A 21,203-nucleotide genomic window follows, 5' to 3' on the forward strand; every position below is an offset into this window, starting at 1 on the left:
TCTCCGCGAGGGCCCGTCGACCGACGGGCCCTCTTCCATGCGAACGTCCGTTTTCCGGCGGGCTCGATTCCACGGCGATTCCCCCGAAAGTGAGGAAACGAGAAAACCGCCGCTATCGCTCGCGCCCGGAATTGAGCGCGGAAAGGGAGAATCGATCAGCGCCGGAACATACCGGGGATAGCGGATTTTCCGGCATTCGGCGCATTTCGAATTTTCGACGCAGGGGCGAATACCGGATATTCGATCAAAAGTGCGCGACGGTCATTCCGAAGCCCGATCCATCGGACTCCGCAGTGGAGCGAAGAACTCCCGCAGATCGCCCACGTCCGCTATCTCATTGCCCCGGAGCGGCACCCTTCGCACCGGCACCTCCGGGAAAGCGGCGGTGAACCGGCCGGCCACGTGGTCCTCCCGATGCTTCCTCCGCGCCATCTGCGCGTGGACCTCCAGCACCTCGGCCGCCCCGCCGTCCGGGTCCACGGCCTCCATCACCTCCGCGGCCGCCGCCGCCCGGTCCGCGGACAGGCACGCCAGCAAGGGCTCGCACTGGTTCACCACCAGCCCGGCCACCGGCATGTCCTCCGAGCGGAGGCGGCGGGTGAAGTAGACGGCCTCCTCCACCGCGGCGTCCTCGGGGATCGCCACTACCAGGAAGGCGGTCTCGGCGCCCCGGAGGATGCGGAAGGTCTCGTCGGCGCGCTCGCGGAAGCCGCCGAACGTGTCCTGCAGGCTCGCGGTGAACTCGGCGATGTCGGTCAGCAGGTGGCCGCCCAGGACCTTGTTGAACACCCTGGTCACGACGGCCGCTCCCGCGCCCATCACGGACAGCACGGAGCGCTTGCCCCTGCCGGGGACGGAGGCGCCGAGCATGCGGACCAGCGGGCCGTCCATGAGCCTCGCCAGCCGGGCGGGCGCGTCGAGGAAGTCCAACGCCGACCGGGACGGGGGCGTGTCCACAACGATCAGGTCCCACCGGCCCTCGGTCCGGAGCTGGCCGAGCCGCTCCATGGCCATGTACTCCTGGGTGCCGCTGAAGGTCGTCGACAGTGCTTTGTAGAACGGGTTGGCGAGGATCGCCGAGGCGCGCCGTTCGTCCGCCTGTTCGTTGACGACCTGGTCGAAGGTCCGCTTCATGTCGAGCATCATGGCGTCGAGGCTGCCGCCCCGCAGACCCTCGATCGGCCGCGGGTCGTTGTCCAGCGTCTCGACCCCGAGGGCCTGCGCCAGGCGCTTGGCGGGGTCGATGGTCATGACGGCGACCTTGCGCCCGTGCTTCTCGGCGGCGTTGAGGGCGACGGCGGCGGCGCTGGTGGTCTTGCCGACTCCTCCGGAACCGCAGCAGACGATGATGTGCCGCTCGGGGTCGGAGGTCAGCGCGTCGATGTCGAAGGACGGGGCTCCGTGCGGGGCAGAGGGAGCGCCGGAGATCGGGGCGTCGGTCATGCGGACCCTCCCGTTGAGTCGGTGCCGTCGGTCGGGGGCGGATCCCGCTCTTCTTCCGCGCGGGTCTCGGGAGACGTCCTCTCCCCGAACGGTTCGGCCGCACCGTCCAGGCCGGAGCGAATAGTCTCGGCCAGGGAGTAGAGGCTTCCGGCGTCGACGCCCCCGGTCAGCTCGGGGACTGCCACGTACGACACGTCCTCTTCGCGCAGCCTGCCGACGTACCGGCGCTGCGCCTCCACCTGTCCGCGGCGGCGCTCGTACTGTGCGAGAAGGGCCTCGGTCAGCCCGCCGTCGGGTTCCACGCCGACGCGGCGCAGGGCGTCCTCCAGCCCGGTCCGCTCCACGGGCCGGTAGACGTCCGGAACGACCTGGTTCAGCAGCACCCTCCCCACTGGGAGGTCGACGGCGCGCAGTTCGGCGACGGTCTCCAGGCACTCCTGCAAGGCCATGGCGGTGGGCAGCGCGGCGATGTGGACGGTCGTCTGCGGGGAGTGGAGCAGCGTCGCGACCGAGCGCGAGTGCCTTCCGATCGGCCCGGTCGTGGCCAGCCGGCCGCTCTCGACGGTCACATTGAGGAATCGGGCGATGCGGCCGGTCGGCGGGGAGTCGACCACGACCGCGTCGTAGATCCACCGCCCTCCGGCGGAGCGCGAGGTGATCTCCTTGAGCTTTCCGGTCAGGAGGATGTCCTTGAGCCCGGGCGCCACGGTCGTCGCGAAGTCGACGGCGCCGACCTTGTGGAGGACCTTTCCCGCCGATCCCATGCGGTAGAACATCTCCAGGTACTCGAGGAAGGCCTCTTCGGTGTCGATCGCCAGGCCGTAGACCTCTCCGCCGCCGAGGCCCGAGGTGACGAGCCTTTCGCCGTAGGGGAGCGGGGCGATGCCGAAGACGCCCGCGAGGTCCTGGCGGCCTTCGAGCTCGACGAGCAGGACCTTGTGCCCCTCGTCGGCGAGCGCGAGGGCCAGTGCGGAGGCGAGGGTGGTCTTTCCGCTGCCGCCCTTGCCGGTCACGAAATGCAGGCGGGGGGTCGGCGGCGCCGGGGGGCGGGTGTCCGATCCGGTCCTGCGGGGAGTCCGGGAGGCGTAGCTTGGGCTCACGCCCCGATTCTAACGCGGGAATCTCCCGCGCCAGGGAAGGAAGGACGCGGCCGCACCCGTATCGGGTAGGGACGCCGAGCGGGGCGGGCGCATCGGAGCCGGGTCCGCTTGGCGGTGGTCCGATCGCTCCCGTGAGGACTCCGCGACCTGGTCTGCATCGCGGCGGTGCGGCCCGGTCGCTCATGTGAGGACTCCACGCTTTCCCCCGGTCCGGTTCGCGGTCCCGGTCCGGGGTCGGACCGGGACCGCGACGGTGTCGGCGGGGCCTCGCCCCGGCCGGGGGCGACCGTATCGGGTGGCTACTGGGTCAGGCCGCAGACCATCCACTGCGGGGAGCCCTCCTCGGCGATCAGGCTGAACTCCACGGCGGCCGGCTCGGCGCCGTCGAGCGCGAACTCGGCGCTGACGGTGGCCTCGCCCAGGTTGCGCGAGGTCTCCTCGACCGCTCCCCACTCCATGTTGCGTTCGCGGGCCAGCTCGCCGAAGTCGGCCACGGCCGCGTCGAAGTCGCGGCTGGCCTTCTCGCTGCAGGTCCATTCGGCCGCGGCGGCGGGGTCCTGGTGGTCGACCAGTTCGGTCAGGAACTCCTCGACGGAGTTCTCGGGCGTGTCGCTGACCGCCTCGAACTGGACGAAGAACTTCATCGCCACCAGGGCCAGGGCGGCGGCGAAGAGTATCGCGGCGGCGACCATGGCAAAGGTCCACAGGCGGTTGGACGGGCGGAGGCCGTCGTCGAGTTTGCGCAGGTCGGAATCGGTCAGGTGGTCGTCCGCGCTGTCGGCGGCGCTCTCTCGGGGCCGGGGGACCCGGTCGGTGCCGGCGGCGTCGCCGGTCTCGGAGTCGGCGCGGGATTCGGCGGGATCGGTCGTGGGCTGGTGCGTGGTTGACACTTGTGCTCCCTGGGTCTCAGTGCTCTCGGGGAGGCGACGCTGGACGTGGTCTATCGATCGATGTGAAATTCATCAAGCTGTCACTTATCTCTCTAACGAGCCACGGCGACCGGAGGTTACGAGTGGGGCGCCAGGAGAGCGGCCGGATGAGTTCCACATGGTGGGCGGCGCCACGCCACAGTGCGGGGGCCGGGGTGGGAGGGGCGCCGAATCCCGCATAGGCTTGAGATATGAACGATGTCATCTCATTCTCCCGCGGAGCACCGTCCCTGGACATCATCGACGTCGAGGGCCTGAAACAGGCCGCAGTCGCGGCCCTGGAGAAGGACCCGGCCAAGACCACGACGTACGGAACGTCCGTGGGTTACGTCCCCCTTCGGGAGTGGATCGCCGCCAAACACGGCGTCGAGCCGGAGAACGTCATCGTCACCAACGGCTCCATGCAGGCCGACGCCTTCCTGTTCGACCAGTTGGTGAGCGAGGACTCCCCGGTCGTCGTGGAGCGCCCTACCTACGACCGCACCCTGCTGGGGCTGCGCAACCGCAAGGGCGAGCTGCACCCGGTCACGGTCGAGTCCGACGGCGTCAACGTCGACGAGCTGGAGCAGAAGCTCAAGGACGGCCTGCGCCCGGTCATGGCGCACATCATCCCGAACTTCCAGAACCCGGCCGGCGTCACCCTGTCGGCTGAAAAGCGGACGCGCCTCCTGGCCTTGGCCGAGGAGTACGACTTCACGATCTTCGAGGACGACCCGTACCTCGACATCCGGTTCCGCGGCGAGCAGCTGCCGACCCTGCTGTCGCAGGACACGAACGGGCGCGTCGTCTACGCCTCGTCGTTCTCCAAGACCGTCTGCCCCGGCCTGCGCACCGGTTACCTGGTGGGCCCGGCCGACCTGGTCAAGAAGATCGCGACCCAGGCGACCAACACCTACATCGCGCCGAACCAGTTCGCCCAGTCGACCATCTACCAGTTCGCCGAGTCCGGCGCCCTGGAGCGGTCGATCGAGACGGTGAAGGCGGCGCTCGAGGAGCGGGTCGACCAGCTGTCGGCCAGCCTGCGCGCACACCTGCCGAACGCCTCGTTCGTCGTTCCGGACGGCGGCTACTTCCTGTGGGTCGACCTCGGCGAGGGGGTCGACTGCGCGAAGGTGCTGAAGGCCGCCGCCGACGAGGGCGTGCAGGTGGTCAAGGGCACGGACTTCGTCCTCGAGGGCGGGGAGTCCTGCCTGCGGCTGGCCTACTCGGCCGTCCAGGCCGACAAGATCGACGAGGGCGTCCGCCGTCTGGCGAGGGCCGTCGAGGCCACCCGCGTCTGAGAACCGCACCGACGCCGTCCCGAGCGGGCGGCCGTGGACAAGTGAGAGGGCCGGATCCCGTTTCGGGGTCCGGCCCTCTCTCCGTCCGCGAGGGGAATGCGGGCGCTGTCACTTGGCCTCGGACGGCACCTCTTCCTCGGCGTCGTTCTCGGCCCCGGACGCGTCGACCCGGTCCCAGCTGCCGGTGTCGTCGAGGATCTCGTCGGCCAGCAGCTGCTCGCCGATCCTCTCCGTCCGGCGCCGGTAGGCGAGGTAGGTGACCGCCCCGGCCAGGACGGCGCCGATGGACACCGCGGCGGCGACCGCCGGCCAGTTGGTCTTCTTCTTGCGGGGCACGCCCAGCTTGTTGACCACCATCTGGACCCGCGGGGTCGCCGCGTCACGCGCCTGCCCGCCGGCGGACACCGCGGCGTCCTTGAAGTGCCGTGCGCTCTCGGCCAGCGAATCCTTGACGCTGGCAGGCGATTTACGGCAGAAACCCATTATGAAGCCTCCTTTGATTCGCTCTGCCCCTCATACTGCCCTGATTTGTGACACCCGACCTGGAAAACCCCGAGAAAGTAGGCGGACTCTCCGGCCTCTGGCACCATTGGTCCCATGACAGACGTAACGCTGCACACCAACAAGGGCGACATCAACCTGGAGCTCTTCGACCTCCAGGCGCCGAAAACGGTGAAGAACTTCGTGGGCCTCGCCGAGGGCACCCAGGAGTACACCGACTCCGAGACCGGAGAGAAGAAGACGGGGCCCTACTACAACGGCGTCATCTTCCACCGCGTCATCGACGGGTTCATGATCCAGGGCGGCGACCCGACCGGCACCGGCGCGGGCGGCCCGGGCTACGAGTTCAACGACGAGATCAGCCCCGACCTCCACTTCGGAGAGAAGCACCTGCTGGCCATGGCCAACCGCGGCCCCGGCACCAACGGCAGCCAGTTCTTCATCACCCTGGGGCCCACGCCGCACCTCAACGGCCGCCACACCATCTTCGGCAAAGTCTCCGACGACGCCAGCCGCCAGGTCGTGGACGCCATCGGCTCGACGCAGACCGGGGCCCAGGACCGCCCCGTCCAGGACATCGCCATCCAGAGCGTGACCGTCAAGCACTCCTAAGAGGATTCTTATCCGATGCGCTGTGCCGCTCGCCCGCCCGGGCAAGGGGCACAGCGCATCGTCGTTCCGGGCGGAGACCCGCTAGTCTTTAGGGACCGACCACTGGCCGCGCGCTCCTAGGAGAAGGGCACCCATGGACGAGAACCGACCGGTCTGCTACCGGCACCCCAAGCGGGAGACGTACCTCAGCTGCACGCGCTGCGGGCGCCACATCTGCGTCGAGTGCCGCAACGACGCGCCAGTGGGCTTCCAGTGCCCCGAGTGCGTGCGGGAGGGCAACCGGGCCGTCCGCCAGGGCCGCCCCGTCCTGGGCGGGGAGAGCGGCCTCGGCGCCAAGGGCCTCGTCACCATGACCCTCATCGGGGTCAACGTCGCGATCTTCCTCTACGGCATGGTCGCCTACGGGATGGGGGACATCCTCGGAGGCCAGCTGACGCCCCTGCACGCGGCCTTCTCCTTCTACGGCGACCCCAACTACATCGCCGCGGCGCCCTTCGGCACCACCGAACTGTGGCCCAGCGTGTCCTTCGGGGGGTACTACCGCTTCCTCTCCTCGATGTTCCTCCACTACGGCCTCGTCCACCTCGCCTTCAACATGATCGTCCTGTGGATCATCGGCCGGGTGCTCGAGAAGGACCTCGGCCCCGCGCGCTTCCTCGCCGTCTACTTCCTCTCCGGCATAGCCGGGGGAGTCCTGACCTACTACTTCGCCCCCGGGTCCCTCACCGCCGGCGCCTCGGGCGCCATCTTCGGCCTCTTCGGCGTCATGCTCCTGGTCAACCGGAAGCTCAGCCGCGACAACACGGGACTGTACGTCCTGCTGGGCCTCAACCTCCTCATCACCTTCGTCGGCTCGTCCAACATCTCCTGGACGGGGCACATCGGCGGTCTCGTCGGCGGCCTCGCGTGCGGCGCGATCCTCACTCTGGGACCCCAGCGGAAGAGCCCGGCCATGCAGTGGGTAGGCTTCGTCCTCCTACTGGCCGCCATGGGCGTCGCCACCCTGCTCCAGACGGGGATGATCACCTCGGCGGCCGGAGTCTCCGCCTGACCGGCGCCGCTCGGCGGAAACGCACCGAGGCCCAGTCCCCCGGCCTCATCCGCACCCCTGACGACCGATATGGACAGGCGCGTGCCCGCCACGCGCCCTGAGCCGAGAGGGGACACGATGTACCCACCAGAGGACCACGGCGGACCCGCCGAGACCGGGCCCGAGCAGGAACCGCGGCGGCGCCGCCGCGCGGGAATCGCCGGCACAGCGGTCATCGTCGCGCTGTCCCTCCTCCTGGCGGGCATCCTCAAGGGCCACCGCTTCATCCCGAACGCCGGGTTCAACGTCGGAAGCCTCGTGGAGACCTTCCTCCCGTGGTTCGGGCTGGCCGTCCCGATCCTGCTCGTCTGGGCCGTGTGGCGCCGGTCGATCGTCTCGATCGCCGCGGTGCTGATCCCGGCGGTGGTGTGGGCGTTCATGTTCGGCGGCCTCATTCCCGACAAGTCGACCGGCGAGGGCGACTTCAGCATCGTCACCCACAACGTGAAGGCCGGCAACACCGACGTGCGGTCCACCGCCGACTCGCTGGCGGCCTCCGAAGCGGACGTCATCGTCGGCGTCGAGCTCACGCCCGAGAAGCGGGCCGTCTACGACGAGGTCCTGGGGGAGGGATACCCCAACGCGGTCGACTACGGCACCGTCGGACTCTGGTCCAAGTACCCGGTCTCCGCCTCCGAGCCCGTCGACCTGGGCATCGGCTGGACGCGCGCCTTCCGCGCCCAGATCGACATCGAGGGCGAACCCGTGGCCGTCTACGTCGCCCACCTCCTGTCGGTCCGCGTCAACACCGAGGGGTTCACGATCGAACAGCGCGACGAGACGGCCCGGCTCCTCGGCAACGCCATCGCCGACGAGCAGCTCGACCGGGTCGTCCTCGCCGGCGACCTCAACGGGACCATGCAGGACAGCGCCCTCGCCCCGATCACCTACCAGCTCCGGTCCGCGCACGCCGCCGCCGGAAAGGGATTCGGGTTCACCTGGCCGGAGTACTTCCCGGCCGCGCGCATCGACCAGATCCTGTTCCGGGGGCTCACGGCGACCGACTCGGCCGTCCTGGGCGAGACGGGCTCCGACCACCTGCCGATCAGGGCGAACTTCAGCTTCTAGGCGGTTTGCCACCGAAAGGGCGGGAGACCGCTGGAAACGAACAGGCCACCGGCGAACCGCACCATTTTGCCGCCGAGAGGGCGGGGAACCGCCCCCGGCAGCGTTACCGCCCTTCGGAGTGAACGGTCCCCGTCGGGGAGTCGACCCCTCGGGAGGATTCCGCGAGGACTCTGACCAGCGGTTCGGCCATCTCGGAGTTTTCCAATGTGGCGGGCGCAACCACGGCGCCGCCACGGGCGTCTAGCAGACGTGACAGAAGTTCCGCGTGAGCGCTCGTCCGGTCCTCCGCAGCCCCCTCCTCCGGGCCCCGGCGACGCCGCCACCGAGATCCTGCCGGCCTTCAGCGTGGAGCCGCGTTCGACCCCCGAACCGGAACCCGACGCGACGGTCCTCCTCCCCGCCGTGGTCCCCGCGCTCATCGAGCTGGAGGACGTGGCCATGACCTATCCCGGCCCCCCCGCCGGTCGAAGCCCTCAAAAGGGCCTCGCTCCGTGTCGGTGAGGGCGAGTACACCGCCATCGTCGGCCCCTCCGGATCGGGCAAGTCCACCCTCCTCAACATCCTGGGCCTGCTCGACCGCCCGACCTCCGGCGCCTACCGGCTGGACGGCTCCGACACCTCGGACCTCGGCGAACGCCAAGTGACGCGGCTGAGGGCCGACCGGATCGGATTCGTGTTCCAGTCCTTCCACCTCATGCCGCACCGGACCGCCGCGGACAACGTGGCCATGTCGCTGGTCTACCGGGGGATACCGCGCCGCAGGCGCCGGGAGATAGCGCACGGGAAACTCCGCCAGGTGGGGCTCTCCCACCGGGTGGACGCCCTGCCCACGACCCTGTCGGGCGGAGAGAGGCAGCGGGTGGCGATCGCTCGGGCGCTGGCGACCGAACCGTCGCTGCTGCTGTGCGACGAACCGACCGGCAGCCTCGACTCCGAGACCGCCGCCGGCGTGCTCGACACCATCGACCGCCTGCACGGCGAAGGACTCACGGTCCTCATGATCACCCACGACCCGGACGTGGCCGCCCGAGCGGGCAGGACCGTGACGATCAGGGACGGAGTACTGGAAGAGGGCAGTATGGCGGCGCGCTGAGGCGCACCTCGCGGCGGTCCCCGGCTTACTCCACGCGGATCCGCTGCAGCAGCCTCTCGTCCCCGACGGTGTCGGTGATGCCGAACGGCAGCCGGCCGTGCAGCGACAACGCCAGGTCCGAGGCGGAGCCCGCCGTGCGGGCCTGCAGCTCGGTGCCCGCCTCGGGCTCCCCGCTGAGCACCGCGACCTTCCCGTCGGTGAACCGGACGAACCACGTCCGGTCCGCGTCCTGCGCGAACAGCTGTACCAGGCCCTGGGCCTCGGAGACCGGGTGGAGCCCCTTCCCGGCGGGCAGGAAGGAGTCGAGGGCCTCGTCGATCGCGGCCACGGCGATACCCTGGTCCAGCGGGACGGTCGCCCCCGAGGCCATGGAGAGGTCCCACAGCGTCAGCGCGGTGATCACAGAGCAGCGCCGGTGCCAGAACGCGGCGGTGTCGCGCCCGGGCGACCACGTCCACGCCGGGCTCGAGGGGGGATGCTCCTCCAAAACGGCCAGGAGCCGGTTCAATGAAGCCTTGAAATCGGACAGCACCGTGTCCGGAACCACCGTCAAGTCGTGCTCCGGAGCCTGCGCGCGCCCTTCGAGCGTCTCGGCCGCCCACTCGTAGCACGCCGACAGCTCGGCCATCGCGTCGGCGACGGTCTGACCGGGGCGCGAGGGCAGGGGACGGAGGTGGTCGCCCTCGGCGATCTCCAGGACCTCGGCGGCGGTCCCGCGGAGGAACGAGGCGTAATCCGTGATGGGAGACATACCTACCACCGTTTCATGAGTCTTGATTACAGCTTAGGCTGGTGGAATGACAGACGCTGGGACCAATGCTCGCGACGCAGTCTCTTCCGGCCGGACACTTGCCGAGTTTACAACCTTGCGGGTCGGAGGGCCCGCCGATGAGCTCGTCGAGGCCAAGAGTCCCTCCGAGGCGCTGGAGGCGCTGCGCGAACGCGAGAACTCCCTGGTCCTGGCTGGAGGGTCGAACCTAGTCATAGGCGACGGCGGCTTCGCCGGGCGCGTCGTGCGGCTCGTCGACGGCGCCTTCGAACCGCTCGGCGGCGGCCGGGTCCGCGTCGACGCCGGCCGCGAATGGGACTCCTTCGTGCGCTGGACGGTCGACAACGGCCTCAGCGGCATCGAGGCCCTCAGCGGCATCCCCGGCTCGGCCGGGGCCACCCCCATCCAGAACGTCGGCGCCTACGGCCAAGAGGTCGCCGAGACCATCGAGTCCGTCCGCGTCTGGGACCGCGAGACCGACGAGGTCCGCACCATGAGCGGCGCCGAATGCGGCTTCTCCTACCGCCACTCCGTCTTCAAGCACAACCAGCGCCACTTCGTCATGGACGTGACCTTCCGACTGGAGGAGACGCCCCTGTCGCAGCCGGTCCGCTACGCCGAACTGGCCAAACGCCTGGGCGTGTCCGTCGGCGACCGCGCCGAGTCCGCCGACGTGCGCCGGACCGTCCTCGAACTGCGGCGCGGCAAGGGCATGGTCCTCGACCCCGACGACCGCGACACCTGGAGCGCCGGATCGTTCTTCACCAACCCCGTCGTCAGCGAGCGCACCTTCGCCCGGATCGCGGAGACCCTCGGCGAGGAACCCGTCAACTGGGCCGTCCGCGAGGGCGTCAAGCTCTCCGCCGCGTGGCTGATCGGCCGGGCCGGCTTCCCCAAGGGGTTCCGCCTCGGCGAGGCCGGGCTGTCGACCAAGCACGTCCTCGCGCTGACCAACCGCGGCGACGCGACCGCGGCCGACGTGCTCGCGCTCGCCCGCCACATCTCCGACATGGTCTTCCTCGAAGCGGGCGTGAAGCTCCGCCCCGAACCGGTCTTCGTCGGCGTCCGCTGGTAGCGGAATCCTCCCAAAGGCCCTTGCCGCCCGGCAGGGAAATGTCTAGGGTGTGGGATATCTGTTGACTTTCACCCCAGGAGGATTCATGGTCTCGGCCTACCCCCGCCACCCGTCCCTGCACGGGGGCGAGCTGATCTTCACCGCCGAGGACGACCTCTGGTCCGTCCCCGCCGACGGCGGTCCCGCGCGCCGCCTCACCTACAGCCGCGGATCCAGCACCCAACCCGCCATCAGCCCCGACGGGACCCGCGTGGCCTTCATCGGCACCGACGAGGGTCCCAGCGAGGTCTACGTCATGGACGCCGCCGGCGGAGCACCCCGACGCCTGACCCACCAGGGCGGCGTCGTCAGCTCCGTGGCCTGGTCCGCCGACGGCTCCGCGATCCGCTACGGCACCAACCACGGCACCATGGACGCCCGAGAGCGCGAACTGTGGGAGGTTCCCGCCGACGGCGGGGCCCCGACCCGCACGGAGTGGGGCCGCGGCGGAATGCTGCGCGAAGCGGAGGACGGAACCCTGCTGCTCTACCGCGGCGACCCCCGCCGAGGACCCGCCTACTGGAAGCGCTACCGGGGCGGCACGGTCGGCCAGATCTGGATCCGCCGCCCCGGCGCCGAGTCCTTCCACCGCATGGGCTCCATCGAGGGCAACCCCGAGTCGCCCTGCCTGGTGGGCGACCGCCTCTTCTTCATCACCGACGCCGAAGGGCACGGCAACGTCTACTCCTGCCTGCTCGACGGCTCGGACCTCAAGCGGCACAGCGACCACGAGGGCCACTACGCCCGCAACCTCTCCACCGACGGCGAGCGCCTGACCTACTCCGCCGGCGGCGAGCTCTACGTCCTCGACCCCTCCGAGGACCAGCCCCGGCGCGTGGACGTGGACGTCCCCGTCACCGAGACGCGCAAGGCCCGCCGCTTCACCGACCCCGCCGAGTACTTCCAGCACCTGGCCCTCTCCCACGACGGCAAGCGCCTGGCCATGGTCACCCGCGGCAAGCTCTTCGCCTTCCACCCCTTCGACGGCCCGGTCGTCCAGTGGGGCGAGCGCGACGGCACCGCCTACCGCCTGCCGACCTGGCTGGGCGACACCGGAAGGCTCCTGGCCCTCGGCTCCGACCGCCACGCCGAGGAGTACCTCGTCCGCTTCGAGGCCGACGGCACCGCCGAGAAGCTCGAATGCGCCACCGACCTGGGACGCGTCATCGAACTCGTGTCGTTCCCCAAGGGCGACAAGGCCGTGGCCCTCAACAACCGGACCGAGGTCTACCTGCTCGACCTCTCCGGCGAGACCGTCCACGCGCGCCTGATCGCCGACTCCGACACCCGCGCCATGGAAGACCTGGCCGTGTCCCCCGACGGCAAGTGGGTCTCCTACGCCAAGGGACTGCCCAGCCACGACGGCGAGTACGGCAGCGTCCTGAACTACACCGCCCTCTACCTCTACGACGTCGAGAACGGCACCGAGCACCAGGCCGCCGAGCACGTCCTGGGCGAGTCCGGGCCCGAGTTCGACCCCAAGGGACGGTTCCTCCACTACTTCGCCGACCGCGAGTACGAACCGACCTACGACACCCTCGACTTCGCGCTGCACTTCCCCGAGGGACGGCGGCCCTACACCGCCGTGCTCGCCACGGACACCGCCGCGCCGTACGTGCCCTCCGGCGAAGAGCCCGACGCCGAGGGCGCCGAGTCCAAGGAGGGCAAGGACAAGGAGGACGAGACCGCCGACGTCCACATCGACCTCGACGGCCTCACCCGCCGGTCCGTCCCCTCCCCGGCCGGCCCCGGCGTCTACCAGAAGATCGTGTCCGGCAAGGACAAGCTCTTCGTCCTCAAACGCTCCCACGGGCACCGCGCCTCGGGCAGCGGCGACGGGACCCTCCTGTCGATCGACCTGACCACCGGGAAGAAGGAGACCTTCGCCGAGAAGGTCGACACCGTGTGGGCCTCCGCCGACCGCTCCACCCTCGCCTACCGCTCCGGCGACGGCTTCCGCGTCGTCAAGGCCGACGCCAAACTCCCCGAGGAGAGCGAGCCCGGCCGCGAGTCCGGCTGGCTCGACCTCTCCCGCCTCCAGCTGTCCGTCGTGCCCTCCGCCGAGTGGCCGCAGATGTTCGCCGAGGCCTGGCGCCTGGAGCGCGACCACTTCTGGCAGGACGCGACCGGCGGCGTCGACTGGGACTCCGTCTTCGACCGCTACGCGCCCCTGGCCGAAAGGGTCGGATCGCGCGGCGAGTTCTCCGACCTCGTCTGGGAACTGCAGGGCGAACTGGGGACCTCGCACGCCTACGAGATGTTCGGCGACTACAACCACCAGACCGAGTACCCCGTCGGCGCGCTCGCCGCCGACTTCTCGTTCCGCGACGGCGGTTGGCACATCGAGCGGATCGTTCAGGGCGACACCTGGAACCCCGCGGCGACCTCCCCGCTCAACCGGCCGGGCGTCAATGTCGAGCCGGGGGACAAGGTGCTCGCCGTCAACGGGCAGGCGCTCGACGCGGACACCCCGCCCGAGAGCCTGCTGGTGAACCAGGCCGGGCGCGAGGTGCAGCTGACCGTCCAGCGGGGCTCCGGCGAGCCGAGGTCGGTCGCGGTGCGCCCGATGGGCGACTCCCAGCCGGCCTACTACCGCGACTGGGTCGAGTCCCGGCGCCGGATCGTCCACGAGGCGACCGGCGGGCGCGTGGGCTACATCCACATCCCCGACATGGGGCCGCGCGGATTCGGCGAGTTCTACCGGTCGTTCCAGGCCGAGGCGTCCCGCCACGGCCTGGTCGTCGACATGCGCTGCAACGGAGGCGGACACGTCTCGCAGCTGCTGTGGGACCGTCTGCAGCCGGTTCCGCAGGGCTCCATGGCCTTCCGCAACGGCCTTCCGGGCCAGCTGCACGGCCTGCGGCGCCGCGGTCCGCTCGTCGGCGTCATCGACGAGCGCGCCGGCTCGGACGGGGACCTCGGGCCGCACACGTTCCGCGAGCGCGGCATGGGCACTCTCGTGGGCACCCGCACGTGGGGCGGCGTCGTGGGCATCAACCCGCGCTTCGCCTTGGCGGACGGCACGATCGTGACCCAGCCGGAGGCCGCCTGCCACGTCGACGGCGTCGGGTTCGGGCTGGAGAACTACGGTGTCGACCCGGACATCGAGGTGCCGATGACGCCCGACGACTTCGCCGCCGGGCGCGACCCGCAGCTGGAGCGCGCCATCGAGGTGGTGCTCAAGGACATCGAGGAGAAGGGCTACTACACGCCCGACCTCCAGGAGCCGAAGAGCGTCGCGCCTCCCGCCCTGCCTCCGCGCGACAACGGGACGCGGTAGCGTCCGGGTGTCATAGACGACCGTATGATGGGGGAGAGGCATCTTTTGGGGATACAACGCCCGGAGGCCTCTCCCTATCATTGACCCCGCAACCGGGAAACCAAAACCTGACTTGGAGTACCACGCGATGAAGACCTCCCGACCCACGTCGGCCCTCGTTCTCACGTCCACCAAGAGGTTCGGTGTCGGCCTCGCCGCGACCGGCCTGGCCTTCAGCCTGACCGCCTGCAACGACGACAAGGGCGACGGCTCCGCCGAAGGCACGAAGGACTCCGGCTCCGACAGCGGCTCGCTCGCCCCGGCCGAGGCCGTCCAGGCCGCCGCCAGGGGATTCGAGTCCGAGTCCTACGCCGCGACCCTGACCATGGACCTCAACGGCAGCCCCTTCATGGACGGCTCGATGGAGTTCGTCGACGACAAGAACAACAAGAGCGACACCAAGATCATGATGTCGGCCATCGTGGACAACATGGACACCTCCGACATGTCCGCTGAAGAGCAGCAGATGATGGACGAGATGATGGGCGGCCTGTTCCAGGACGTCGAGTCCTCCACCGTCATGGTGGACGGCGAGGTCTACATGCAGATGAGCGCCGACGAGGCCTGGGTCCACATGACCGCCGAGGAGATGGACGCCCTCATGGCGCAGGCCGGCGCCGAGCAGAAGCAGGTCGACATCGCCGGAGACGCGAACGCGATCCTGGAGGAGCTCGACGACGTCGAGGAGGTCGGCGACAACGAGTACGAAGGCACCCTCAAGGCCGGCGGCGAGGCCACCGGCGACCTCTTCACCGCCCTGGGCGAGGTCAGCGCCTCCGACACCGTCGTCACCGTCAAGCTCGACGACCAGGACCGCCTCGACGAGCTGTCCTTCGCGATCGACATGACCTCGGAGCAGGCCGGAGTGCTCAAGTCCGACTTCACCATCGACGTCACGGAGTGGGGCGGGGACTACGACATCCAGGCTCCCTCCGGTGAGACGAAGAGCTGGGAAGAGTACCAGCAGGAGATGATGGACACGATGGGCCAGTAGGTCCCTCGTCCACAGAGAACTTTCCAGAGGCCGGTCCCGGTGAGGGGCCGGCCTCTTCCGTCCTCCGGTGCCTTGAACCCCCAGCGTCCCACTGCCCTCCGAAGATGGGAACGGTCCGGTTACCATCGGTGCGCAAGGTATTGCCATCCCCCGTAAAGAGGAACGACATGACGAACCGTTGGAAGACCGCCGGATCCGGACTGGCGGCGCTCACTCTGGCCCTCGGGCTGACCGCCTGCAACGACGACAAGAGCGACGGCTCCGTCGACGAAGGCGCCGACACCGCCGGGGACACGGCCACGGGTGTCGAAGCCGCACTCGAAAGCCTCGACGCCGCTCCCTATGGGGCGACAATGTCCATGGACCTGGGCGGCCTCCAGTACCTCGAGGGGCTCCTGGAGTTCGATGACGACGAGAACGGCCACCTCGAGACGCTGACCTACAGTTCGGTTCTCAAGGAGCTCGCCCCCGAGGCCTTCGAAGGGCAGACGGACGACGAGAAGGCGAAGGTCATGGTCGACACCTTGATGACCGATATGGTCGCCAAGACGACCACTGTGGGCGGCGAGGCCTACCACCAGATGAAGGGCGGCATGGGCGCCATTCTGAAACCGAAGCTGGGAGAGGACTTCTGGGTCCACATGCCCGCCGACCAGGTCGACGCCGGCATGGAGCGCCTCGCGTACCAGCCGGTGGACATCGACGTCAACGCCGAGATGATCCTGGGCAACATCACAGACGTCGAAGAGACCGAGGCGAAAACGTTCGAGGGCTCGCTGGAAACCGGTGCGGTGGACCTCGTGAAGCTGTTCGGACTCTACGGTCCCCAGACGGTCGGAGAGGAGAGCATCCCGGTCACCGTGACCATGGACGACGAGGGACGTTTCTCCGGACTCTCCTTCTCCGCCACCGCCGTCTACGACGATCTCGGCGAGTACCCGGTGGAGTACGCCATCGACATCGCCGAGTGGGACGGTGACTACTCGCCGACGGCTCCGGAGGGGAACATCATCGAGGTAGAGGAGCTGGACGAGCTCCTGCTCGACGAATAGGCCATAGAACGCGGAAGGGGGCCGACCGGAATCCGGTCGGCCCCCTTCTCAGGCTCTGAAGCGTCTCAGCGCCTTAGAGGTTCTCGATGACCTCGCGCATGAGGCGGGCGGTCTCGGACGGGGTCTTCCCGACCTTGACGCCGGCGGCCTCGAGGGCCTCCTTCTTCGCGTCCGCGGTTCCGGCGGAGCCGGAGATGATCGCGCCCGCGTGGCCCATGGTCTTTCCGGGAGGAGCGGTGAACCCGGCGATGTAGCCGACGACCGGCTTGGTGATGTTCGCCTTGATGTACTCCGCGGCGCGCTCCTCGGCGTCTCCGCCGATCTCACCGATCATGACGATGGCCTTGGTCTCCGGGTCGTCCTGGAAGGCCTGCAGGCAGTCGATGTGCGTGGTGCCGATGACCGGGTCGCCGCCGATGCCCACCGACGTCGAGAAGCCGATGTCGCGCAGCTCGTACATGAGCTGGTAGGTCAGCGTGCCGGACTTCGAGACCAGGCCGATGGGGCCCGAGCCGGTGATGTCGGCGGGCGTGATGCCCGCGTTGGACTTCTCCGGCGAGGCGATGCCCGGGCAGTTCGGCCCGACGATGCGGGTCTTGTTGCCGTTGGCCTCGGCGTGGTTCCAGAACGCGACGGAGTCGTGCACCGGGATGCCCTCGGTGATGACGATCGCGAGCGGGATCTCGGCGTCGACGGCTTCGATGACGGCGGCCTTGCAGAAGGCCGGGGGCACGAAGACGACGGACACGTTGGCGCCGGTCTCGGCCATGGCCTCCTGGACCGAGGCGAACACGGGAAGGCTGGTGCCGTCCACGTCGACCTTGGTGCCGGCCTTGCGCGGGTTGACACCGCCGACGACGTTCGTGCCGGCCTTGAGCATGCGGCGGGTGTGCTTCATGCCCTCGGAGCCGGTCATGCCCTGGACGATGACCTTCGAGTTGTCATCAAGGAAGATAGCCATTCTTATGCCTCCCCATTGGCGAGCGCGGCGACCTTGTCGGCGGCGTCGTCCATCGTGTCTACCTGGTTGACCAGCGGGTTTCCAGCACCGACGAGGATCTCGCGGCCCTTCTCGGCGTTGTTGCCGTCGAGGCGGACGACCAGCGGCTTCTCGACCTTCTCGCCGCGGTCGTCGAGCATCTTGAGCGCTTCGAGGATGCCGTTGGCGACCTCGTCGCAAGCGGTGATGCCGCCGAAGACGTTGACGAAAACGCTCTTGACCTGCGGGTCGGACAGGACGACCTCGAGGCTGTTGGCCATGACGGCCGCGGAGGCGCCGCCGCCGATGTCCAGGAAGTTGGCGGGCTTCACGTCGCCGTGCTTCTCGCCGGCGTAGGAGACCACGTCCAGGGTGGACATGACCAGGCCCGCGCCGTTTCCGATGATGCCGACCTCGCCGTCGAGCTTGACGTAGTTGAGGCCGTTCTCCGTGGCGCGCTGCTCGAGCGGGTCCACGGCGGACTTGTCCTCGAACTCCTCGTTCTCGCTGTGGCGGAACATGGCGTTCTCGTCGAGGGTGACCTTCGCGTCGAGCGCGAGGACCTTGCCCTCGGGGGTCTTGACGAGCGGGTTGACCTCGACGAGGGTGGCGTCCTCGGCGACGAAGGCCTCCCACAGCTTGACGAACGTGTTGACCAGCTGGTCGCGCAGTTCGGCGGGGAACCCGGCCTTGTCGGCGATCTCGCCGGCCAGCTCGGGGGTGACGCCCTTGCCCGCGTCGATGGGGGTCTTGACGACCTTCTCGGGCGTCTTCTCGGCGACCTCTTCGATCTCGACGCCGCCCTCGGTGGAGGCGATGCACAGGAAGGTGCGGTTCGCGCGGTCCAGGAGGAAGGAGAAGTAGTATTCCTCGGCGATGTCCGCCGTCGCGGTCAGCATGACCTTCTCGACGGTGTGGCCCTTGATGTCCATCCCCAGGATGTTGGTCGCGTGTTCCTTGGCCTCGGCCACGCCTTCGGCGAGCTTGACGCCGCCGGCCTTGCCGCGGCCTCCGACCTTGACTTGCGCTTTGACGACCACCCTGTCGCCGATGGACTCGGCGAGCTTCTCCGCTTCTTCGGGGGTGGTGGCGACGCCGCCGTCCAGCACCGGCACATTGTGACGGGCGAACAGGGCGCGACCTTGGTATTCATACAGATCCACTGTAGAGTCCGCTCCACTCGGTTGTCTTCTTCGACCTAATGGCGTCTCGCCGGGCGGGGCGGTCTCGACCGCTCCGCCGACCCACCCGCCGCGCGGCAACGGGTCTGCCGCGCCGGTGCGGAATCAGGTCATGAGACGTCCTATTTCTGCAGCGTAACGCGAGTCCCGATAAACGGCGAGCGTGGGAGAGCGTGATGTGACGCTTTCGTGCGAGACCTTGGCCGCAGTGGGCTTGAAACGGTCACCTGTTTCAGTTCGGGCCATTCCGCGCTTTCAGTGCCGTAGTGCATTCGCCCGGTTTCGGCGGGAATTGGCGGGGCTGCCGCCGTATCGTCCGGGAGTGGGGTGCGGAATTGGAGTGTTGTTTCGCGAACCGATCGTGTTCCCGTGGCGGAATCCGGGCGGATTTCGACTGGATTCGCAGGTGGTCGCGGGTGCGGGAAGCGGCCGTCGGCCGGGGAAAGAGTGCGGGCATGAAATAAGGCCGGAAATCCGGTCGAAACCAGGATTTCCGGCCTTAATAGGCGGGAGCCGGACATACCCCTCAAACGTCCGGCTCCCTTTAACAGACTTGAGCACACCCCTCAAATGCTCAAGTCCAATAGCACGATGCCATATCGCCACCCCTCATTCGATAGGGCATCGGCGTTGTGTGGTCTAGCTCAAATGTTGGAAACGGGCCCTGGATACAAGGGGTATTCGCGTGTCGGCGCGCCCCTGGTGTCCGGAATCCGGCTCCCATTCGTCGTCGTGTCCTTACGCCCAGTCAAGTCGCCGCGAGGGGCGACCGCTGAAGTGTGGCGTATATCTACTTATAAGAACGAGGCGTCCGGAGCATAGGTTACGGCCCCCGAAAAAATTTTCTCCGAAAATTCTCTCGGGGGCCGTGAACAGCAGTTATGTGACCGCGGGGAGTGTCGGTGCGGGCCCTAGGCGACCGGCGACCGGCCGATGTTGTCGCGGACCCAGGAGCTGATCTCCGTGGTCTGCGCGCCCGGGCCGAAGATCTTCGCAACTCCGCCGGACTCCAGCGCCGCCGCGTCCTCCTCGGGGATGATGCCGCCGCCGAAGACGGTCACGTCCTCGGCTCCCTGCTCTTTGAGCAGCTCCACGACCTTCGGGAAGAGGGTCATGTGGGCGCCCGAGAGGATGCTCAGGCCGATGGCGTCGGCGTCCTCGGACAGGGCCGTGGCGACGACCTGCTCGGGCGAGTTGTGCAGGCCGGTGTAGATGACCTCCATACCGGCGTCGCGCAGAGCTCGCGCGACCACCTTGGCCCCTCGGTCATGGCCGTCGAGGCCGACTTTCGCTACGACTACGCGAATGGGAGCGGCTTTCGACTCCTCATTCATGGCGGCACCTCCTTGTGCGGTTTGGCGTGGGCGGCCGTCGCCGAAATGGCGGCGTCGAGCCGACTGGGAACGCGCGCCCGGGTCGCGGCGCGCGCGTCCTTCTAGTCAGATTCTAGTTTCCGTACGGCTGCCCCGGAGGCGGAGGTGGCGGTACCTGCCCGCCGGGCGCTCCCGGGCCGCCCTGCGGAGGCGGCCCGTAGGGGCCTCCGGGCTGCTGGGGAGGCATGCCCTGAGGGGGCATTCCCTGCTGAGGCGGCATCTGCGCGCCGGGAGGCGGCATGGCGCCTCCGCCCGGTCCCATGGCCGCGATGGACGGGGGAGCGCCGTTGAACCAGCGGCGGGTCTCCTCGTCCTTGAAGAAGAGGTACATGCCCCAGCCGGTCGCGCCGACGACGCCGATCAGCATGACGAGGGCGATGAAGCTGAACCAGCCCGGCAGCAGCTTGATGTTGTCGAACAGGGTGAGCAGCTGCATCAAGGCCATGAATCCGTGGGCGCCCATGGTGCCGACGGCTCCCTGCCGCATCTTCTTCGTCCGCAGCATGCCGCGCGGGGCCATGAAGCCGATTCCGAGCACGGCGCCCGAAGTCAGCAGGTAGACGATGGCGAAGGGCGAGAATCCGAGCCCGACGTTCGCCACCACGACCATGAGGAGGACGGCGTATCCGATGCCCGCCCCGCCCGCGATGAAGTTGAAGAGGCTGATCTTCTTGAGGGTCCCCTCCGGTCCGGCCGGCTGTGCGCCGCCCATGGCCGGGGGTATCTGCCCCTGCTGGGGAGGCATCTGCTGCGGAGGGCCGTACGGGCCCGGCTGGCCCTGCGGCGGCTGCCCCTGCATCGGAGGCTGGCCCTGGGCCGCTCCTCCGGGAGGCTGGAAGGCGGGACCCCGCATGGACGGCGGGATCACCTGGGTGCTGGCCGGGTCGTCGAGGGGCCCGGCCTGGTCGGGGCCGGTGGGGTTGCCCAGCGGCGAGGGCGGGGGAGGCGGAATCTCACCGGGAGCGCCCGAACCGCCGGAGGCGTCCCCCTTTACGGCGCGGAGCTTCATGGTGGAGTCCGCGTTCTCTGCTTCTTCCGCAGGGGCGGGGGAGGGGGCGCCGCCGCTTCCGGGCTTGAGTTTGAAGGTGCCTCCCTCTTCCTCTTCCCGGTTGCTGTCTTCTGGGTGGCTCATAAGGTCTGTCTCCAAGCCGAAGGTTAACGGACGGGCCGAAACACCGCCGCCCCACCGCAGTGCGCCGACCGCGCGGGACTCCGCGACGATGCCTCGTCTCCCACAGCTTACCGGCTTGCGTCACATTCCGTCTCCGCGCACCGACTCGCCGGGTTCCCTGTCGTTCACCCTTCG

At 68.9% G+C, this 21,203-nt stretch carries 19 protein-coding genes; 10 read left to right on the forward strand and 9 right to left on the reverse strand.

Going from position 1 to position 21,203, the window contains the following annotated elements; all coding sequences use genetic code 11:
- Window positions 1-261: 261 nt before the first annotated feature.
- The 3 genes from ACFTE1_RS22920 to ACFTE1_RS22930 all read right to left on the reverse strand — a co-directional run bounded on the left by ACFTE1_RS22920 (window position 262) and on the right by ACFTE1_RS22930 (window position 3,433).
- On the reverse strand, window positions 262-1,443 hold the full coding sequence (locus ACFTE1_RS22920; protein WP_380619035.1) for an ArsA family ATPase: 1,182 nt from the start codon (window positions 1,441-1,443) through the stop codon (window positions 262-264).
- On the reverse strand, window positions 1,440-2,543 hold the full coding sequence (locus tag ACFTE1_RS22925) for an ArsA-related P-loop ATPase (RefSeq protein WP_380619033.1): 1,104 nt from the start codon (window positions 2,541-2,543) through the stop codon (window positions 1,440-1,442). Before ACFTE1_RS22925 ends, ACFTE1_RS22920 begins: the two co-directional genes overlap by 4 nt.
- Before the next feature lie 299 nt (window positions 2,544-2,842).
- Window positions 2,843-3,433, reverse strand: coding sequence for a hypothetical protein (locus ACFTE1_RS22930; protein WP_380619031.1), 591 nt, complete (start codon window positions 3,431-3,433; stop codon window positions 2,843-2,845).
- A 230-nt stretch (window positions 3,434-3,663) separates the two neighbouring features.
- Between ACFTE1_RS22930 and ACFTE1_RS22935 the strand changes: the two genes are divergently transcribed.
- Window positions 3,664-4,752, forward strand: a complete 1,089-nt coding sequence (locus tag ACFTE1_RS22935) for an aminotransferase-like domain-containing protein (protein WP_380619029.1) — start codon at window positions 3,664-3,666, stop codon at window positions 4,750-4,752.
- 108 nt (window positions 4,753-4,860) lie between these two features.
- Here the strand turns inward: ACFTE1_RS22935 and ACFTE1_RS22940 are convergent, their stop codons facing one another.
- A complete protein-coding gene (locus ACFTE1_RS22940; protein WP_380619027.1) occupies window positions 4,861-5,235 on the reverse strand; it encodes a hypothetical protein in 375 nt (124 codons plus the stop codon).
- 114 nt (window positions 5,236-5,349) lie between these two features.
- On the opposite strand from ACFTE1_RS22940, the gene ACFTE1_RS22945 reads away from it, so the two are divergent.
- From ACFTE1_RS22945 to ACFTE1_RS22965, 5 genes are all read left to right on the forward strand, one after another.
- Complete coding sequence (locus ACFTE1_RS22945) at window positions 5,350-5,865, forward strand: peptidylprolyl isomerase (protein ID WP_380619025.1); 516 nt, start codon at window positions 5,350-5,352, stop codon at window positions 5,863-5,865.
- Between the two features lie 133 nt (window positions 5,866-5,998).
- Window positions 5,999-6,916: a rhomboid family intramembrane serine protease gene (locus ACFTE1_RS22950; protein ID WP_380619023.1), complete on the forward strand. Its 918-nt coding sequence runs from the start codon at window positions 5,999-6,001 to the stop codon at window positions 6,914-6,916.
- Between the two features lie 117 nt (window positions 6,917-7,033).
- Window positions 7,034-8,023 (forward strand): endonuclease/exonuclease/phosphatase family protein, encoded by a 990-nt coding sequence (locus ACFTE1_RS22955; RefSeq protein ID WP_380619021.1) that lies wholly within the window; start codon window positions 7,034-7,036, stop codon window positions 8,021-8,023.
- A 249-nt stretch (window positions 8,024-8,272) separates the two neighbouring features.
- Entirely contained in the window at window positions 8,273-8,524 is a 252-nt protein-coding gene (locus ACFTE1_RS22960) for a hypothetical protein (protein WP_380762893.1), read from the forward strand.
- Between the two features lie 16 nt (window positions 8,525-8,540).
- Window positions 8,541-9,116, forward strand: coding sequence for an ABC transporter ATP-binding protein (locus ACFTE1_RS22965; RefSeq protein WP_380762951.1), 576 nt, complete (start codon window positions 8,541-8,543; stop codon window positions 9,114-9,116).
- Between the two features lie 25 nt (window positions 9,117-9,141).
- On the opposite strand, the gene ACFTE1_RS22970 is transcribed toward ACFTE1_RS22965, so the two are convergent.
- Window positions 9,142-9,867 (reverse strand): hypothetical protein, encoded by a 726-nt coding sequence (locus tag ACFTE1_RS22970; RefSeq protein ID WP_380619017.1) that lies wholly within the window; start codon window positions 9,865-9,867, stop codon window positions 9,142-9,144.
- A gap of 46 nt (window positions 9,868-9,913) precedes the next feature.
- Between ACFTE1_RS22970 and ACFTE1_RS22975 the strand changes: the two genes are divergently transcribed.
- From ACFTE1_RS22975 to ACFTE1_RS22990, 4 genes are all read left to right on the forward strand, one after another.
- Window positions 9,914-10,960: a UDP-N-acetylmuramate dehydrogenase gene (locus tag ACFTE1_RS22975; protein WP_380619015.1), complete on the forward strand. Its 1,047-nt coding sequence runs from the start codon at window positions 9,914-9,916 to the stop codon at window positions 10,958-10,960.
- Window positions 10,961-11,045: 85 nt separating this feature from the next.
- Window positions 11,046-14,279, forward strand: coding sequence for a S41 family peptidase (locus ACFTE1_RS22980; protein ID WP_380619013.1), 3,234 nt, complete (start codon window positions 11,046-11,048; stop codon window positions 14,277-14,279).
- 127 nt (window positions 14,280-14,406) lie between these two features.
- The gene (locus tag ACFTE1_RS22985) at window positions 14,407-15,312 is read left to right on the forward strand and encodes a hypothetical protein (protein ID WP_380619011.1); all 906 of its coding nucleotides are present in this window, start codon (window positions 14,407-14,409) and stop codon (window positions 15,310-15,312) included.
- A gap of 167 nt (window positions 15,313-15,479) precedes the next feature.
- A complete protein-coding gene (locus ACFTE1_RS22990) occupies window positions 15,480-16,364 on the forward strand; it encodes a hypothetical protein (RefSeq protein WP_380619009.1) in 885 nt (294 codons plus the stop codon).
- 73 nt (window positions 16,365-16,437) lie between these two features.
- Here the strand turns inward: ACFTE1_RS22990 and sucD are convergent, their stop codons facing one another.
- The 4 genes from sucD to ACFTE1_RS23010 all read right to left on the reverse strand — a co-directional run bounded on the left by sucD (window position 16,438) and on the right by ACFTE1_RS23010 (window position 21,029).
- Entirely contained in the window at window positions 16,438-17,325 is an 888-nt protein-coding gene (gene sucD / locus ACFTE1_RS22995) for a succinate--CoA ligase subunit alpha (RefSeq protein WP_380619007.1), read from the reverse strand.
- A 2-nt stretch (window positions 17,326-17,327) separates the two neighbouring features.
- Window positions 17,328-18,506: an ADP-forming succinate--CoA ligase subunit beta gene (gene sucC / locus ACFTE1_RS23000; RefSeq protein WP_380619005.1), complete on the reverse strand. Its 1,179-nt coding sequence runs from the start codon at window positions 18,504-18,506 to the stop codon at window positions 17,328-17,330.
- A 929-nt stretch (window positions 18,507-19,435) separates the two neighbouring features.
- On the reverse strand, window positions 19,436-19,858 hold the full coding sequence (locus ACFTE1_RS23005; RefSeq protein WP_380619003.1) for a cobalamin B12-binding domain-containing protein: 423 nt from the start codon (window positions 19,856-19,858) through the stop codon (window positions 19,436-19,438).
- Window positions 19,859-19,970: 112 nt separating this feature from the next.
- Window positions 19,971-21,029: a hypothetical protein gene (locus ACFTE1_RS23010; protein WP_380619001.1), complete on the reverse strand. Its 1,059-nt coding sequence runs from the start codon at window positions 21,027-21,029 to the stop codon at window positions 19,971-19,973.
- Window positions 21,030-21,203 lie beyond the last annotated feature (174 nt).

The organism is Salininema proteolyticum (assembly GCF_042685645.1).
In the GTDB taxonomy this organism is placed as follows: domain Bacteria; phylum Actinomycetota; class Actinomycetes; order Mycobacteriales; family Micromonosporaceae; genus Salininema; species Salininema proteolyticum.